This window comes from Streptomyces sp. AC555_RSS877 (assembly GCF_019049245.1).
GTDB lineage: Bacteria > Actinomycetota > Actinomycetes > Streptomycetales > Streptomycetaceae > Streptomyces.
Window position 1 is genome coordinate 39941 of sequence record NZ_JAGMUK010000038.1, and the last position, 16928, is coordinate 56868.

11 protein-coding genes and 1 pseudogene are annotated in these 16928 nt (G+C 69.8%); 1 reads left to right on the forward strand and 11 read right to left on the reverse strand.

Annotated features, from left to right (window positions below; translation table 11 throughout):
* Positions 1 to 24 precede the first annotated feature (24 nt).
* The 9 genes from KUM49_RS16405 to KUM49_RS16445 all read right to left on the reverse strand — a co-directional run bounded on the left by KUM49_RS16405 (position 25) and on the right by KUM49_RS16445 (position 14317).
* Positions 25 to 627, reverse strand: a complete 603-nt coding sequence (locus KUM49_RS16405; RefSeq protein ID WP_217237589.1) for a sarcosine oxidase subunit gamma — start codon at positions 625 to 627, stop codon at positions 25 to 27.
* Complete coding sequence (locus tag KUM49_RS16410) at positions 620 to 3853, reverse strand: sarcosine oxidase subunit alpha family protein (protein ID WP_217237590.1); 3234 nt, start codon at positions 3851 to 3853, stop codon at positions 620 to 622. The genes KUM49_RS16405 and KUM49_RS16410 overlap by 8 nt, the downstream gene beginning before the upstream one ends.
* A 12-nt stretch (positions 3854 to 3865) precedes the next feature.
* Positions 3866 to 5098: a sarcosine oxidase subunit beta family protein gene (locus tag KUM49_RS16415; RefSeq protein WP_217237591.1), complete on the reverse strand. Its 1233-nt coding sequence runs from the start codon at positions 5096 to 5098 to the stop codon at positions 3866 to 3868.
* A gap of 58 nt (positions 5099 to 5156) precedes the next feature.
* A complete protein-coding gene (locus KUM49_RS16420; protein ID WP_217237592.1) occupies positions 5157 to 6017 on the reverse strand; it encodes a bifunctional methylenetetrahydrofolate dehydrogenase/methenyltetrahydrofolate cyclohydrolase in 861 nt (286 codons plus the stop codon).
* A 36-nt stretch (positions 6018 to 6053) separates the two neighbouring features.
* Positions 6054 to 8492 carry an FAD-dependent oxidoreductase gene (locus KUM49_RS16425; RefSeq protein WP_217237593.1) on the reverse strand — a complete coding sequence of 813 codons (2439 nt, stop codon included), beginning with the start codon at positions 8490 to 8492 and terminating at the stop codon, positions 6054 to 6056.
* Positions 8493 to 8764: 272 nt separating this feature from the next.
* Positions 8765 to 9727, reverse strand: coding sequence for an ABC transporter substrate-binding protein (locus KUM49_RS16430; RefSeq protein ID WP_217237594.1), 963 nt, complete (start codon positions 9725 to 9727; stop codon positions 8765 to 8767).
* A 14-nt stretch (positions 9728 to 9741) separates the two neighbouring features.
* Positions 9742 to 11742: a proline/glycine betaine ABC transporter permease gene (locus KUM49_RS16435; protein ID WP_217237595.1), complete on the reverse strand. Its 2001-nt coding sequence runs from the start codon at positions 11740 to 11742 to the stop codon at positions 9742 to 9744.
* Positions 11742 to 12827 carry a glycine betaine/L-proline ABC transporter ATP-binding protein gene (locus tag KUM49_RS16440; protein WP_217237596.1) on the reverse strand — a complete coding sequence of 362 codons (1086 nt, stop codon included), beginning with the start codon at positions 12825 to 12827 and terminating at the stop codon, positions 11742 to 11744. Before KUM49_RS16440 ends, KUM49_RS16435 begins: the two co-directional genes overlap by 1 nt.
* A 20-nt stretch (positions 12828 to 12847) precedes the next feature.
* Positions 12848 to 14317, reverse strand: coding sequence for an aldehyde dehydrogenase family protein (locus tag KUM49_RS16445; RefSeq protein WP_217237597.1), 1470 nt, complete (start codon positions 14315 to 14317; stop codon positions 12848 to 12850).
* A 217-nt stretch (positions 14318 to 14534) separates the two neighbouring features.
* On the opposite strand from KUM49_RS16445, the gene purU reads away from it, so the two are divergent.
* Positions 14535 to 15407 (forward strand): formyltetrahydrofolate deformylase, encoded by an 873-nt coding sequence (gene purU, locus KUM49_RS16450; RefSeq protein ID WP_217237598.1) that lies wholly within the window; start codon positions 14535 to 14537, stop codon positions 15405 to 15407.
* 62 nt (positions 15408 to 15469) lie between these two features.
* On the opposite strand, the pseudogene KUM49_RS48340 reads toward purU, so the two are convergent.
* A pseudogene (locus tag KUM49_RS48340) lies at positions 15470 to 16057 on the reverse strand (alpha/beta fold hydrolase); the annotation flags it as partial.
* A gap of 34 nt (positions 16058 to 16091) precedes the next feature.
* Complete coding sequence (locus KUM49_RS16455) at positions 16092 to 16928, reverse strand: 5,10-methylenetetrahydrofolate reductase (protein ID WP_217237599.1); 837 nt, start codon at positions 16926 to 16928, stop codon at positions 16092 to 16094.

A 16928-nucleotide genomic window follows, 5' to 3' on the forward strand; every position in this document is an offset into this window, starting at 1 on the left:
CGGGGTGCGGACCCGTCGGGTTCCTCAGAGGTACTCGGTCGCCGCGTCGAGCAGCCAGTCCGCCAGATAGCCGGCGAACGTCGAGCGCACCAGGACCCAGAATCCGGCCCCGGGTTCGTCCCGGGCGACCAGGACGACCTGGGTGCGGCCCAGTGTCGTCTGGGCACAGCGGCCGGAGCCGAAGACCCGCGGATGCAGGTCCAGCGAACAGCCGTGGGCCAGCAGGTCATGGGCGCGCGGGCCCGCGACGAGGAGCGTGGTGCGCTGCGCGGAGACGTCGGTGACGGAGACGGGCTCGTCGCCCGCGGCCTCCCGGATCCGGCTCTCCAGTTCTCGCTCGCTCCCCGGCGGCCCCACCAGCAGCCACTCGTCCGGGCCGAGCCACAGCGCGGTCAACTCCCCCGCGCGGACGACGGTGTTCGGCTGGAGCGGCAGCTGGAGGTCCAGCGCGAGCCCGACGGCTGCCGCCGCCGCTCCCTTGGCGTCCAGGCGCACGTTGAGCTGGGTCAGGAAGGGGAGTTCGGCCAGCCTGATCGCACCCCCGGACGAACGGGTCGCGGCGGCCAGGCGGTCCGCCGCCTGCGACAGCGGGCTGCGGAGCGGGACGGTAAGGGCGGTGTCAGCCATCGCGGCGAGCTCCCTCGGGGTCGTAGAGGACAGGACCGGCGACGGTCACCGGCACCAGCTGGTCGCCGACGGGGGCGTACAGCCGCTCGCCGATGCGGTCCCGGCCGCCCTTGATCAGGGCGAGCGCGAAGGTCCGGCCGAGGGCGGCGCTGCGATAGCTGGAGGTGACATGGCCGAGCATGGGGACGGGCGGGGCCGGCAGCACACCGTCGGCGACCAGGTGGGTGCCCTCCGGGAGGAAGGTGCCCGAGTCCTCGGGGAGCAGGCCGACCAGGTGCTTGCGGTCGGGGCGGGACGTGTCCGCGCGGGCGTAGGACCGCTTGCCGATGAAGTCCGGCTTCTTCTTCGACACCGCCCAACTCATGCCGAGATCCTGCGGAGTCACCGTGCCGTCGGTGTCCTGGCCGATGATCGGGTAGCCCTTCTCGGCGCGCAGGACGTGCATGGTCTCCGTGCCGTACGGGGTGATGCCGTACGAAGCGCCGGCCTCGTACACGGCTTCCCACAGGGCGAGGCCCTGCCACGGTGACACGTTGATCTCGAAGGCGAGTTCGCCGGAGAAGCTGATCCGGCAGACCCGGGCCTCGATGCCCGCAACGGTCGTCTCCCGCCAGGCCATGAACGGGAAGTCGTCGTTGGACACGGCGAGTTGGGGCGCGAGGGAGGCGAGGACCTCACGGGACTTCGGACCGACGAGCGCGACCGTGGCCCACTGCTCGGTCACGGAGGTGCAGTGGACCTTCAGCTCGGGCCACTCGGTCTGGTGCCACTCCTCCATCCAGTCGAGTACGGCGGCGGCGTTGCCCGTCGTCGTGGTGACCAGGAAGCGCTCCGGGGCGACGCGGATGACCGTTCCGTCGTCGAAGACCATGCCGTCCGGGCGGCACATGACGCCGTACCGGATCATGCCGACCTTCAGGGTGCTCATCATGTTGGTGTAGAGCCGGTCGAGGAAGACGGCGGCGTCCGGGCCCTGTACGTCGATCTTGCCGAGGGTGGAGGCGTCCATGAAGCCGACGCTCTCGCGGGTGGCGGCGCACTCGCGCAGTACGGCCGCCTCCATGTCCTCGCCGTCCTGCGGGTAGTACCAGGGGCGCTTCCACTGGCCGACGTTCTCGAAAAGAGCGCCGTGCGCGACATGCCACTCGTGGATGGCGGTCGTGCGGACCGGGTCGCTCAGCACACCCCGGTCGCGGCCGGCGAGAGCGGCGAAGGAGACGGGCGTGTACGGCGGGCGGAACGTGGTCGTGCCGAGCGCCGAGACGTCCACGCCGAGCAGTTCGGCGACGACGCCACTGGCCAGGACCCCGGAGGTCTTGCCCTGGTCGTTGGCGGTACCGGCGGTGGTGTAGCGCTTGGTGTGCTCGACGGAGCGCATACCGGCACCGGTCGCGCGGGCCAGGTCGTCGACCGTGACGTCTCGCTGGAGGTCGACGAAGCGGGGACCGTCCGCGGCACCCGGGACGACGTACACGTGCATCGGCGGCGTCGGCCGCGGCTGCGCGGGCACCTCGGGGAGGCGGGGCGCCTCGGGCGGGTAGCCCTCGGCCTCGATCGCGCGGGCACCGGCGGCCGCGCCCTGTGCCAGGACCGTGGCCGGGTCGAGGACGCCGCTCGCGCTGCCGGCGACCTCGACGGCCTGGCGGCAGGTGTCGGGGACGAAGGAGCCCAGCGTCTCGTCGTGGCGCAGCTTGCCGCCGGACTGGCTGAACAGGTGCGCCACCGGGTTCCAGCCGCCGGAGACCAGCAGCAGGTCGGCGGCGAACTCCCGCTGCCCCGCGGACTCTCCGTACGGTGCGACGGTCACGGAGCTGAGGCGGGCCTCGCCGTGCGTGCCGGTGACGGCATGCCCGGCGAGCACCTCGATGCCGGCCGCCCTCGCGCGCTCGGCCCACTCCCCCGGTTCGGGGCGCGTGTCGACGATCGCCGCGACGGCCAGGCCCGCCGAGGCGAGGTCCAGGGCCGCCGCGTACGCGCTGTCGTTGGTCGTGAAGACCACGGCGTGGCTGCCGGGCAGGACGCCGTGGCGGTTGACGTGGGTGCGGGCCGAGGAGGCCAGCATCACGCCGGGGCGGTCGTTGTCCGCGAAGGCCAGCGAACGCTCGTGGGCGCCGGTGGCGAGGACGACCCGGCGGGCACGGATGCGCCAGACGCGTTCGCGGGAGACGTTCTCGGGGGCGGCGGCGCCGAGGTGGTTGGTGCGGCGCTCGACGGCGAGGAGGTGGTTGTCGTCGTAGTAGCCGAAGACGGTGGTGCGGGGCAGGACACGGACCTCGGGGGTGGCGTCGAGCTGCTCCGTTACCTCCCGTACCCAGTCGAGGTGTTGGGCCGTGCCGAGGAGGCTCCCGCCGAGTGCCGGCTGGTCGTCGGCGAGGATGACGCGGGCGCCGCTTCCCGCTGCGGCCGCCGCTGCCGCGAGGCCGGCCGGGCCGGCGCCGACGATCAGCAGGTCGCAGTGGGCGTGTACGGCGTCGTAGCGGGCGGGGTCCGGTTCGGTGGCGAGGCGTCCCTGGCCGGGGAGGCTGCTCGCGACCAGGCCGTCGTAGAGCTCGACGGTCGTGGCGGGGAGCATGGGCTCCGGGAAGGGTTCCTCGATCTGGACGACCGCGTTGGGTTCTTCGACGCCGGCGGAGAAGATGCCTCGGGGGCGGCCGAGCTTGATGCTGGTGCCGGCCTGGATGACGCCGTTGGCGAGGAGGGCGGAGGCGAGGGTGTCGCCTCGGTAGCCCTGGTATTCGGTGCCGTCGAAGGTGAAGGTGAGGGGGGTGTCGCGGTCGATGCGGCCGCGGGTGGGGTGGCGGTGGGGATTTTTCTCGCCCCCGCCGCCCCTACCCGTCCCATCCTGAAGGGGCTCCGCCCCCTGGACCCCCATCGGCCCTGAACGGGCCTCGTCCTCAAACTCCCCCAGAGGGGGGACCCCCGGACGGGCTGACAGCAGCGGCCTCGGCTCAACGGGTGCCGGGCGGTCCTCGCCCGACCTGTACACCGTCAGGATCTCGTTCGTCGACGTGTCCCGTACCGCGTTGAACCACCGTCGGCAGCCCGCCGCGTGGCTCCAGCGCTCGGCGAAGGGGCCCTTCGGGTTGTCACGGAAGAAGAGGTAACGGGCCCACTCCTTGTCGGGGAGGGACGCCGGGTTCTCCGGGTACGGCACGTGGGCCTGGCCGCCGTAGTGGAACTCGGCCTCGTCGCGGGGCCCGCACCACGGGCAGGGGATGAGCAGCATGGGTTCGGCTCCCTAGTGGGCCACCGCGGCAGCGCCGTGCTCGTCGACGAGCGCGCCGGTGGTGAAACGGTCGAGCGAGAAGGGGGCGTTGAGGGCGTGCGGGGTGTCGTGGGCGATGGTGTGGGCGTAGACCCAGCCGACGCCCGGGGTGGCCTTGAAACCGCCTGTTCCCCAGCCGCAGTTGAGATAGAGGTTGTCGACGGGACTGAGCCCGATGATCGGTGAGGCGTCGGGGCTGGTGTCGACGATGCCGCCCCAGGTGCGCAGCACATGGGCGCGGGCGAAGACCGGGAAGAGCTCCAGGGCCGCCGCCATCTGCTCTTCGATGATGTGGAACGCGCCGCGCTGGGTGTACGAGTTGTACGCGTCGATGCCCGCGCCCATCACCAGCTCGCCCTTGTGCGCCTGGCTGACGTACACGTGGACCGCGTTGGACATGACGACCGTGGGGTGCACCGGCTCCAGGAGCTCGGAGACCAGGGCCTGCAACGGGTGGCTCTGGATGGGCAGTTCGATGCCCGCCATGGCGGCGAGGACCGAGGTGTGGCCCGCCGAGCAGAGGGCGACCTTGCCGGCCGCGATGGGGCCGAGGTTGGTCTGGACTCCGACTACGCGGTTGCCGACCACGTCGAGGCCGGTGACCTCGCAGTTCTGGATGATGTCGATGCCGGCGGCGTCGGCCGAGCGGGCCAGACCCCAGGCGACGTGGTCGTGCTTGGCGATGCCCGCGCGCGGCTGGTACGTGGCGCCCAGAACCGGGTAGCGCACGTCCTGCGAGATGTTGACGATCGGGCAGACTTCCTTGACGCCGTCCGCGTCGAGCCACTCCGCGTCCACGCCGTTGAGGCGGTTCGCCTCGACCCGGCGCACGCTGTCGCGGACGTCCTGGAGGCTGTGGGCCAGGTTCAGCACGCCGCGCTGGGAGAACAGGATCGGGTAGTCGAGCTCCTCCGCGAGGCCCTCCCAGAGTTTGAGGGCGTGCTCGTAGATGCCGGCGCTCTCGTCCCACAGGTAGTTGGAGCGGATGATCGTGGTGTTGCGGGCCATGTTGCCGCCCGCGAGCCAGCCCTTCTCCAGCACCGCGACATTGGTGATGCCGTGGTTCTTGGCGAGGTAGTGCGCGGTGGCCAGACCGTGTCCGCCGCCGCCGACGATCACCACGTCGTACGACCGCTTGGGGTCGGGATTGCGCCACAGCCAGTCAGGGTGGTCGGGCAGGTCTGCGCCCGGGATGCGGGGGCTCATCGGACGTCTCCGTCTTCTGAAAGGTGCGGATTCTGCGGGTGCTTGGGGACGTGCGCGTTCATACGGCGGTGGCGTTCCTCTCAGCGGCCTCGACGACGTTGGCCAGCAACATCGCCCGGGTCATGGGGCCCACACCGCCGGGCATCGGCGCGATCCAGTCGGCGACCTGGGCGGCGTCCGGGTGGATGTCGCCGACCAGGCCCTGGTCGGTGCGGGTGATGCCGACGTCCAGGACCGCGGCGCCGGGGCGCAGCATGTCCTTGGTGACCAGTCCGGGCGAGCCGGCGGCGGCGATGACGATGTCCGCCTCGCGTACGTGCCAGGCGAGACCCTTGGTACCGGTGTGGCACAGGGTGACGGTGGCGTTCTCGGAGCGGCGGGTGAGGAGGAGGCCGATGGGGCGTCCTACCGTGATGCCCCGGCCGATCACACAGACGCGCGCTCCGGCGAGCGGTACGTCGTGGCGACGGAGCAGTTCCACGATGCCGCGCGGGGTGCACGGCAGCGGTGCCTCGACGCCCAGGGTGAGCCGGCCGAGGTTGACGGGGTGCAGTCCGTCGGCGTCCTTGGCCGGGTCCATTCGTTCCAGTACGGCGTTTGCGTCCAGGTGGCGCGGAAGCGGGAGTTGGACGATGTAGCCGGTACAGGCCGGGTCGGCGTTGAGCTCGTCGATCGTCTCCTCGACCTGCTCCTGTGAGGCGTCGGCGGGCAGGTCCCGGCGGATCGAGGAGATGCCGGTCTGGGCGCAGTCGCGGTGCTTTCCGCCGACGTAGGCCCGGCTGCCCGGGTCGTCGCCGACCAGGACCGTGCCGAGGCCCGGCGGGCGGCCGTTGGTGGCCGTCAACTTGGCCACGCGCTCCGCGAGTTCGCGGCGGATGTCGGCGGCGGTCGCCTTGCCGTCGAGCAGCTGTGCGTTCACCGGCGGTGTTCCTTCCATCGGAGTCGACGCGAGGTGTCAGCCACGGAGGCGGGACATGGTGGGGTCGAACAGGGGCTCCTCGGCGACGACCGCCTCGACGCGCTGGTCGAAGTAGCCGATCTGTACGGGCGTGCCGGGAGTGGTGAGCTCGGCCGGGAGCCACGCGTAGGCGATGCCCTTGCCGATGGTGTAGCCGTAGGCGGCGCTGGTGACGTAGCCGACCGGGCGGTCGCCGTCGTACACCGGCTCCTTGCCGAGGACGACCGCCTGCGGGTCGTCGATGGTGAGGCAGGTGAGCTTGCGCCGTACGTCGGCCTTGCGCCGCTCCAGTGCCGCCTTGCCGATGAAGTCCTCCTTGTCGGCCTTGACGGCGAAGCCGACGCCGGCCTCGTAGGGGTCGTGCTCGTAGGTCATGTCGGTGCCGAAGGAGCGGTAGCCCTTCTCCAGGCGGAGGCTGTTGAAGGCGCCGCGGCCGGCGATGACGCCGCCGAGTGGCCTCGCCGCCTGCCACAGGGTGTCCCACAGCTTCAGGCCCTGGTCGGCGGTGGTGTAGAGCTCCCAGCCGAGCTCGCCGACGTACGACAGGCGCATCGCGGTGACGGGCACCGAGCCGATGTAGGCACGCTTGGCGCGGAAGTACTTCAGGCCGTCGTTGGAGAAATCCTCGTCCGTCAGCGTCTGGAGGACCTTGCGGGCGAGCGGTCCCCACAGGCCGATGCAGCAGGTGCCGGGAGTGATGTCGCGGACCTGGACGGTGCCGTCGGTGGGGAGGTGGCGGCTGAACCAGTCGAGGTCCAGGTTGCCGTTGGCGCCGACCTGGAAGAGGTCGTGGGCGAGGCGGGCGACGGTGACGTCGCTGCGGATGCCGCCGTCGTGGTCGAGCAGCAGGGTGTAGGTGACCGAACCGACCGACTTGGCGACCTTGCCGGTGCACAGGCGCTCCAGGAAGTCGGCGGAGCCGGGCCCGCTCACCTCAAGGCGCTTGAGGGCCGTCATGTCGTACATCGCGACGGTCTCGCGGGTGGCCTGCGCCTCGGCACCGACGATCGGCGACCAGAACTGCGCGGCCCAGTCGTTCGGGGTGGGGATGTTGCGGCCCTCGACCAGCTTCGCGTTGGCCTCGTACCACTGCGGGCGCTCCCAGCCGCTCGCCTCCAGGAAGAAGGCGCCGTGCTCCTGTTGGCGGGTGTGGAAGGGGCTGGTGCGGATCGGGCGCGGGTCGCCGGACGGCTGGAGGGGGTGGAGGATGTCGTAGACCTCGACGAAGTTCTGGCAGTCGCGGGCCAGGACGTACTCCGGGGAGAGCTGGTGCGGCTCGAAGCGGTTGAGGTCGCACTCGTGCAGGTCGAAGGACGAGCAGTGCCCGTCGACCAGCCATTCGGCCATGGCCCGGCCGACGCCCGCGGAGTGGGTGACCCAGACCGCCTCGGCGACCCAGAAGCCCTTGACGTCCTGGGACTCGCCGAGGAGCGGGAAGTTGTCGGTGGTGAAGGAGAACAGGCCGTTGATGCCCTCCTCGACCTTCGCCTCGCGCGTCGAGGGGAGCAGGGACTGGGTCTGGCTCCATGCCTCCTCGAAGTCCTCCTCCGTGAACTTCAGGATGGACGGCATCTCGTCGGCCTCGTCGACGGAGAGGATCTCGTCGGCGGTGATCGGCATGGGGCGGTGGCCGTAGTAGCCGATGCCGAGGGTGTCGAAGCGGTCGCGGTAGTAGAGGTCGGCGTCCTGGTGGCGCAGGATCGGGCGGACCGCCTCCTCCGTCTGGCCGGCGAGGGCGGGTATCGGGCCGGTCCAGGCGAGCTGGTGGGCCAGCGGGGTCAGCGGCAGGTTCATGCCGACCATGCGTGCGATCTTCGGGCCCCAGATGCCGGCGCAGCACACGACGATGTCGGCGGGGATCTCGCCCTGGTCGGTCAGGACGCCGGTCACCTCGCCGTCGGCCTTCAGGACGTCGAGAACCTCGTGGCGGGCCAGGAAGCGCACACCGCGCTCGGTGGCCCGGCGGATCTGCGCCTCGACGGCGAGGACCGCCTTGGCGAGGCCGTCGGTGGGGACGAGGAGGCCTCCGAGGACCTTGTCACGGTCGACCAGCGGGTGCTTCTCGACGCACTCGTCGGCGCTCAGGATCCGCGACTCGATGCCCCAGGCGGTGATCCAGCCGTGCCGGCGGTGCAGTTCCGCGAGGCGCTCTGGCGTGGTCGCCACTTCGAGGCCGCCGACCTGGAGGAAGCAGGGCTTGCCGTCGACGTCGAGGGAGCAGAACTTCTCGACGGTGTAGCGGGCCAGCTCCGTCATGGTCTTCGAGGAGTTCGTCTGGAAGACCAGGCCCGGGGCGTGCGAGGTCGAGCCTCCGGTGACCGGGAGCGGCCCCTGGTCGACCACGGTCACCTCGGTCCAGCCCCGCGCCGAGATCTCGTCCGCGAGAGCCGCGCCGACGACTCCCGCTCCGATGATGACCACACGCGGTCCCGCCATCGCCGCACCTCCGGTTTGTTCACCAGTCGAGCCGGTTGAGTTGCTGTCTACGCAACTTGATTCAGGTTGCGCAACTCAATGTGCCTGTCGCGCAGGTGGGTGTCAAGGGTTGCGGGACCTCCGAAAACGGGCCGGAACACAAGCCGGGACACGCGCCGCGACATGGCCCGCGACAAAGCCTGAACACGGCGATGCCCGGCGGGCGGTACGCGTGGTGTGCGCACCGCCCGCCGGGCATGATCCGACCGGTTTCCTGCTCCCTGGCTCCGGCGCTACTTGATCCAGGCGTCCACCTTGTCGCGGTTGGCCTCGACCCACTTCTTCGCCGCCGCCTCGTCGGACAGCTTGTCCTGCGCGATGTACTTGGCGACCTCGTTCTGGTCGTCGTTCGTCCAGTGGAAGTTCTTCACCAGGTTGTAGGCGGGGCTGCCGGACTTGGCGAACTTCGCGCTGACGATCTTGTTGAGGTTGTACACGGGATAGTCGCAGGCGACCTTCGCCGCGTCGGCGTCACAGCCGTCCTTGTACGCGGGCAGGCTGACCTTCTTCAGCGGGACCTCGGAAAGGAACCACTGCGGCTCGTAGAAGTAGCCGATCACCCACTTCTTGTTCTTCTCGGCGTCGCGGAAGGCCGTGATGAGGGCGGCCTCACTGCCCGCGTACACCACCTTGAAGTTCAGGTTCAGGTTCTTCACCAGCGCCGCGTCGTTCGTGACGAACGACGGGTCGCCGTCCAGGAGCTGGCCCTTGCCGCCCGACTCCGACGTCTTGAACTTCGACGCGTACTTGTTGAGGTTCTTCCACTGAAGGATGTCCGGGTGCGCCTTGGCCAGCCACGGCGGCACGTACCAGCCGATGATGCCCTCGTTGCCGGTCCGGCCGGCGTCCACGGCGGTCTTCTGCTGGTCGATGTACTTCTTCACCAGGTCGGCGTGGCCCCAGTTCTCCAGGACCGCGTCGACCTCGCCGGTGCCGAAGCCCTGCCAGGCGATCTCTTCCTTGAGGTTCTTCTTGTTGACCGTGCAGCCGAGGTCGTGCTGGGCGACGTACGCGACGACCGCCGCGTCGGCCTCGTAGCCCACCCACGGGTTGATGGCCAGGTTGAAGGTTCCGCACTTGCCCGAGCTTCCCGAGCCTGCGGAGGAGCTGTCTCCGACCTTCGCCCCGCCGCACGCGGTGAGGGTGAGGCCGAGGACGGCCAGGCCGGCCGCGCCGGCTCGCCAGTGTCTTGCCATGGTGTCGTGCTCCTTTAAGCGCCTGCGCGTCGCGCCGCTGCCTGAGTGATCCGGTCGAACATGACTCCGAGCAGTACGATGGCGAGTCCTGCCGCCAGCCCCTTGCCGTACAGCTCTCCCTGCGAGAAACCGGCCACGACGTCGTAGCCGAGGGCGCCCGCGCCTACCAGGCCGCCCACAACAACCATCGACAGCACGTAGATCAGGCCCTGGTTTGTGGCAAGCGTCAGGGCACTGCGTGACATCGGCAGTTGAACCTTGGTGATGATCTGCCAGGTGTTGCACCCGGCGGAGGTGGCCGCTTCCACGGTGGTCTCGGGCACGGCCCGGATCCCGTCGGCGATGATCTTCATGGCGACGGGCGCCCCGTAGACGATCGCGGCGACGATGGCCGTGAAGCGGGTCGCGCCGAACATTGCGAGGAACGGCACGAGGTAGACGAACGGCGGCATGACCTGGGCCGCGTCCAGGGTGGGCCGGATCATGCGGTCGGCCAGCATGCTGCGGCCCATCCACACCCCGAAGACGATGCCGAGGATCATCACGAGCACCGTCGCGACGAGCGTCGAGGCCATCGTCGTCATGGCGTCCGACCACACGCCGGTGGCGACCAGCAGGCCCACGCACACGGCCGTGGTGATCCCGGCCTTCCAGCCGCCGAGCACCACTGCCAGTGCGACCAGCACCGCGCCGACGAGCCACCACGGGGAGTCGGTGAGCAGTGTCTGGAACGGGTTGAGCAGGCCGTTGGTGATGGCGTCGCGGACGGCGTTGGTCAGGCCCGACAGGTTGTCCTGCACCCAGTTGGCAGCGGTGTCCGTCGCGCTCGCGATGTGGGTGCCGACGGTGCCGTCACCGGGGAAGTCTGCCGCCCACACATAGGTGTTCGACAGGTAGACCAGGACCACGGTGACCACGGCTCCGGCGCCCAGCAGCGGCCGCCGCCACTTCTCGAAGCGGTTCTTTGAGTTGCGGGCGTGCTCCTCGCGGGCGCTGGCCGCGGTCGTGACCCGGTCCAGGACGATCGCCATGATCACGATGGCGAGGCCCGCGTTGAAGGCCGTGCCGACGTCGAGCGACTGCAGTGCCTGCAGGACGTTCACGCCGAGGCCCGGTGCGTTGATCAGGGCCGCGATGGTCACCATGGCCAGGGCGGCCATGATGGTCTGGTTGACGCCCATGACCACGGTCCGCTTGGACATCGGCAACAGGACCTTCAGCAGCGACTGGCGGCGCGTGGCGCCCAGTGAGTCGGCCGCCTCGACCGTCGTCTTCGACACGTTGCGGATGGCGTGCGCCGTGATGCGGATCGTCGGCGGGGCCGCGTAGATCACGGTGGCGATCGTGGCGGACGCGCCGCCGATGAGGAAGAACAGGGTCAGCGGCGCCAGGTAGACGAAGGTCGGCATCGTCTGCATCAAGTCCAGGAAGGGCGTCATGAGCCGGTTGAACCGGTCCGAGAGACCCGCCCACACCCCGAGCGGGATCGCGAACAGCAGGGCCACGAACACCGCGCACAGGACGAGCGCCAGGGTGTCCATGCTCTCCTGCCACAGGCCCTGCAGCCCGAAGAAGGTGAAGCCGGCCACGGCCAGCAGCGCGACCTTCCAGTTGCCCACGGCCCAGGAGACGAATCCGGCCAGGCCCACGACGCCGAGCCAGCCGATCGCCGGGACCGGGCGGGCCCCGGACGGCTGGGAGATCAGGTGCTGGACGAAGGTCACCAGGTTGTCGATGACCAGCCGGATCTCGTTGAAGAAGTACAGGAAGAGCGGATTGGAGTTGCGGTTGGCGCCGATGGAGTCGTTGAAGTCGTTGATCCACCGGTGCAGATCGGTCAGATCGGCCACCGCCAGGGAGAGGGTCTGCTTGCCGCGCAGGAGGGCGAACAGCACCAGCCAGACGACGAGGATCGCGCCGATCACCACGGGCCGGCTGACCTTGCGCACGCTCCTGGCGGGCGCGGCCGGTTCCGCGGCCTCTGTTTTCTCGGGTTTCTCCATGGCGACGGTCATCACGCGTCGCCTTCCTGCCCGGCGACCACCGCGAGGATCTCCTCGTCGCCGACGATGCCGAGCAGCTTGCCGTTCTCGACGACCTTGACCGGCTTGTCGGCCGCGAGCACCGCCCGGGTGGCCTCCTTCACCACGACGTCCGGGCCGAGCTCGGGGCCGTCCAGGGCGTCCCCGTCCACCGGCGGACGCATGATCCAGCGCAGGGTGAGCACATCGCCCCGCGGCACGTCCTTGACGAACTCGCGGACGTAGTCGTCCGCCGGGGCGCCGACGAGTTCGTCGCCGGTGCCGCACTGGACCATCTTGCCGTCGCGCATGATCAGGATGCGGTCGCCCAGTTTGAGGGCCTCGGAGAGGTCGTGGGTGATGAACACCATGGTCTTGCCGACCTCGTGGTGCAGGCGGATGACCTCGTTCTGCATGTCACGGCGGATCAGCGGGTCGAGCGCGGAGAACGGCTCGTCGAAGAGGAGTACGTCCGGGTCGCCGGCCAGTGCCCGGGCGAGGCCCACGCGCTGCTGCATGCCGCCGGAGAGCTGGTCGGGGAAGGAGTTCTCGTACCCGGCGAGCCCGACGAGTTCGACGACCTCCAGGGCCCGCCTGGTGCGCTCGGCCCTGCCCATGCCGCGGATCTCCAGACCGAACGCCACGTTGTCCAGGACGCGGCGATGGGGCAGCAGTCCGAAGTGCTGGAAGACCATGGAGAACTTGCGGCGGCGCAGGTCGCGCAGGCGTTTCTCGTCGGCCTGGCGGATGTCCTCGCCCTCGAAGACGATCTCACCGGCGGTGGGTTCGATCAGCCGGGTCAGACATCGCACCAGCGTGGACTTGCCGGAGCCGGACAGGCCCATGACGACGAAGACCTCGCCGGGCGAGACGTCGAAGTGAACGTCTCGTACGGCGGCGGTGCATCCGGTGCGGTCCATGAGCTCGCGACGGGTGAGGCCGCACAACTCCTCGGAGTCCGGCACCTGGTCGGCCTTCGGCCCGAACACCTTCCACAGCCTGCGCACGGAGATGACCGGCGTGGAGCCCGAGTCCTGGGGCGTGCCGCGCCGCTGCGGCACCTCGGTCTGTGTGGTCACGTTCGACCTTCTTTCGGCGTTCAGCCGCGGAACCAGCGCTGCGGACGGGGTTGGATGTTCTGCCAGATGTGCTTGGGCTCGCGGTACTCGTTCAGGCCGGTCGGTCCCAGCTCCCGGCCCACACCGGAGTGCCCGAAGCCACCCCATTCCGCTTGCGGCACGTAGGGGTGGTAGTCGTTGATCCACACCGTGCCGTGGCGCAGCCGCCGGGCGACCCGCTGGGCCTTCCCGGCGTCCTGCGTCCACACGGCTCCGGCGAGGCCGTACTCGGTGTCGTTGGCGATACCTACGGCATCGTCCTCGTCGGTGAAGCGCTCGATGGTCAGCACGGGTCCGAAGGACTCCTCGTGCACCACTCGCATGTCCTGCGTGCACTCGTCGAGCACGGTCGGCGGGTAGTAGTGGCCGTCTCCCAGCGCGGGATCGTCCGGCCGTGCACCGCCGCAGCGCAGTACGGCGCCCTCGGCGATCCCCGCGGCCACGTACGCCTCGACCTTCGCCAGGTGCTGTGCGGAGATCAGCGCTCCCGTCTCGGCCTCGGCGTCGAAGGGGCCGCCGAGCCGGATCTGCCGGGCGCGCCGGACGATCTCGTCGACGAGCCGGTCGTGCAGCGAGTCCTCCACGAGCAGCCGGGCGCCGGCCGAGCAGACCTGCCCGGAGTGCAGGAAGACGGCCGTGAGGGCAAAATCGACGGCCGCCTCGAAGTCGGCGTCGGCGAAGACGACGTTGGGGTTCTTGCCGCCGAGCTCCAGCGCGACCTTCTTCACGGTCGCGGCGGCCGTCGCCATGATCCGCTTGCCCGTCTCCAGGCCCCCGGTGAAGGAGACCATGTCGACACGGGGGTCCTCGGAGAGCGGCGCGCCCACCTCGGGCCCGGTGCCCAGGACGAGGTTGGCCACACCGGCGGGGAGCCCGGCCTCCTCCAGCGCCTTCATCAGCAGGATCGAGCTGGAGGGAGTGAGCTCACTGGGCTTGAGGACGATCGTGTTGCCGGCGAGCAGCGCCGGGACGACCTTCCAACTCGCCTGCAGCAGAGGATAGTTCCAGGGGGTGATGAGCCCGCACACACCGACCGGCTCGTAGACGACGCGGCTCACGGCGTCGTCGCGGCCGGTGTCGATCACGCGACCGGCGTCGGTACCCGCGAGGCCGCCGTAGTGGCGGAAGCAGGAGACGACATCGGCGATGTCGTACTCGCTCTCCACCAGCCGCTTGCCGGTGTCCAGGGACTCGGCGCGGGCGAACGCCTTGGCGTCCCGCTCGATGATGTCTGCGGTGCGCAGCAACAGCGCGCCGCGCTCACGCTCCGGGGTGTTCGGCCAGTGGCCCGCGTCGAAGGCGCGGCGGGCCGCGGCGATCGCGGCCTCGGTGTCGGGGCGGGTCGCCTCCGAGACGGTCGCCGCGAGGGTACCGTCGGCGGGACATCGGATGTCCCGGTGCCCACCGGCGACCGGATCCCGCCACTCACCATCGACATACAGGTCTGCCACGCGCCGACCCTTTCATGGAAATTCGTTGCGCATCGTGCACCGTATTGCTTGTGGTGGAACACAGTGACGAATGGACAGACCGGCGTCAAGGGGTTGGCGGATGACGATTTCACCATGCGCAGCTTTACTCGCCCACTCTTGACCACGGGCGACACCGAGCCGACCATGTTGCGTATCGCTCACCTTGTTGTGCAATACGCACCGACGGAGGCCGCCCATGTCCCCTCGCCCGCAACCTGGCCGTGAGTACGTCCTCACCCTCTCCTGCCCTGACAGCGCGGGACTGGTTCACGCCGTGAGCGGCTTTCTCGTCAGGAACTCCGGAAACATCCTGGAAAGCCAGCAGTTCGACGACCGACTTCAAGGGCGCTTCTTCATGCGGGTCCACTTCGACGTTTCCGATCCGAACGTCAAGCTGGAGTATCTGCGCTCCAGGTTCGGCCCGGTCGCCCAGGCCTACGGCATCTCCTGGACCCTGAACGAAGCGGCCACACCGACCCGGACGCTGATCATGGTGTCGAAGTTCGGCCACTGCCTGAACGACCTGCTGTTCCGCCGGCGCACCGGCGCACTCAACCTCGAGATCCCGGCGATCGTCTCCAACCACCGCGACTTCGAGAAGCTCGCGGAGACGTACGGCGTCCCCTTCCACCACATCCCGGTGACCAAGGACACCAAGGCCGACGCCGAGGCACGGCTGATGGAACTCGTGCGGGAGCTGGACGTCGACCTGGTGGTGCTGGCCCGCTACATGCAGGTTCTCTCCGACGACCTGTGCAAGCAGCTGGAGGGCCGCGCCATCAACATCCACCACTCCTTCCTCCCCAGCTTCAAGGGCGCACGCCCCTATGACCAGGCGTACCGGCGCGGAGTCAAGCTGGTCGGCGCCACGGCGCACTATGTGACGTCGGACCTGGACGAGGGGCAGATCATCGAGCAGGACGTGGTCCGGGTGGACCACTCGCTCGACCCCGGCGACCTGGTCACGGTCGGCCGGGACGTGGAGGCGCAGGTCCTCGCGCACGCGGTGAAGTGGCACAGCGAGAGCCGCGTGATGGTGGACGGCAACCGCACGGTGGTCTTCCGCTGAGCCGTATACGACAAGGGCGGGACCGGATTCCGGTCCCGCCCTTGTCGTATACGGCGCCGGAGGGCGGCGGCGTCCTCCTGGACGAGGTGGCCGACGCCGCAGACGGGTTCGAAACGCGCGCCGGGGACGAGAGCTGCGAGCTCGCCCCTTCGCCACCGGGATCCAGGTGTCGTCCTCGCCCCAGCAGACGAGCACGGGGAAGCCGATCTCGCCGTACCGGCCCTGGATCTCGTCAGTGTGGCGCTGGTCGGCCTGGGCGATCTGCCGGTAGAAGGCATGCCGGCCGGGGTCGTTCAGCCAGGGGTCGACGAGTCGGTCCAGGACAGCCGGATGCAGGCCGGGGCTGGCGGAGGTGACGTACTCACGCACCAGGGCGGCGTGCAGCGCGGACGGCAGCTGCTCGAACACGTCGGCGTCCTCGCGGACCAGCCGAAAGAACGGCGAGCCCCACGGCGCCGGCGCGACCGAGTCCGCCGGGGCCAGTGCCCGGTACCGGGCGCCGTGCAGCAGGTGGCGAGCGAGCGGGCCACGGCGCGCCAGACGTATGACCAGAGGGGCGTGCCGTGCAGCAGGACGACCGGCGGCCGGCCGGGGTGCCCCAACCGGTCCCAGCGGACATCACCCGAGGTGCTGGTGAAGGTTCGAGTCAGCCGCCTCCGGTGTCTTTGTCATCCTTTTCCCGGTTCAGCCGTCCACCCGGTTCAGCAGCGCGCGGCGCCACCGCTCGGTCTCGGCGATCTGGTTGAAGGTGAACAGATGCAGCCCGGCAACCCCCGCAGATGGCGCGGTGAGGGCCTCTTCCGTGCGGGACAGCAGCCGCTCGGGCCCATACCCACCGGGGGCCGCGAAACGCACGAACCACGAGGCGTGCCTGGTAAGGAAGCGCGTCGACTCCCCCACCCCGATCTTCGTGGCCATCGCCAGCAGTTTCGTTCGCTGCACGGGCCCCGCGACGCCCACATGAACCGGGAGGGTGACGTCCCGGCGCCGTATACGAACGAGCCACTCTCCCAGTACCCGCGGGTCGAAGCAGAGGTTGCTCACGATGTACGTGGCGTGCTCGCGCTTGTCCCACATGGCCTGGATGGTGAGGTCGTCGTGGATGAGCGGATGGCTCTCGGGATAGCCGGTGATGCCGACCCTGGCGAAGGGCTTGCCCAGCTCGCTCAGCCCACGCAGCACCGGCAGGGCCCCGTCGTAGACTCCCGCCGGCGGGTCGGAGTCGCCGGCGGGGACGAAGACGTCGTCCACGCCGGACTCGCGGAGCCGGGCCGTGACCTCCTTCAGGTGGACCTCGTCCCGCAGCAGCCGCGCGGGCACGTGCGGGACGACCCGGTAGCCGTGCGCGGCGAGCCGGCCGGCCAGGTCGAGGGTCGGTTCCAGGCCCTTGACCGGCGACGCCGTCACGGTGACGACGACGTCGCGCGGGACATGGGCGAGGACCTTGTCCTCGGTCGTCTTCGCGGGCAGCACCTCGTAGCGGACGCTGTTCAGCAGCGCCAGGAGCCCTGTGGCGCCCAA

What these genes read in the sequence shown, in the direction of transcription:
- KUM49_RS16405 (WP_217237589.1), bottom strand. Translation starts at nt 627, where the DNA reads ATGGCTGACACCGCCCTTACCGTCCCGCTCCGCAGCCCGCTGTCGCAG.
- KUM49_RS16410 (WP_217237590.1), bottom strand. Translation starts at nt 3,853, where the DNA reads ATGCTGCTCATCCCCTGCCCGTGGTGCGGGCCCCGCGACGAGGCCGAG.
- KUM49_RS16415 (WP_217237591.1), bottom strand. Translation starts at nt 5,098, where the DNA reads ATGAGCCCCCGCATCCCGGGCGCAGACCTGCCCGACCACCCTGACTGG.
- KUM49_RS16425 (WP_217237593.1), bottom strand. Translation starts at nt 8,492, where the DNA reads ATGGCGGGACCGCGTGTGGTCATCATCGGAGCGGGAGTCGTCGGCGCG.
- KUM49_RS16430 (WP_217237594.1), bottom strand. Translation starts at nt 9,727, where the DNA reads ATGGCAAGACACTGGCGAGCCGGCGCGGCCGGCCTGGCCGTCCTCGGC.
- KUM49_RS16435 (WP_217237595.1), bottom strand. Translation starts at nt 11,742, where the DNA reads ATGACCGTCGCCATGGAGAAACCCGAGAAAACAGAGGCCGCGGAACCG.
- purU (WP_217237598.1), top strand. Translation starts at nt 14,535, where the DNA reads ATGTCCCCTCGCCCGCAACCTGGCCGTGAGTACGTCCTCACCCTCTCC.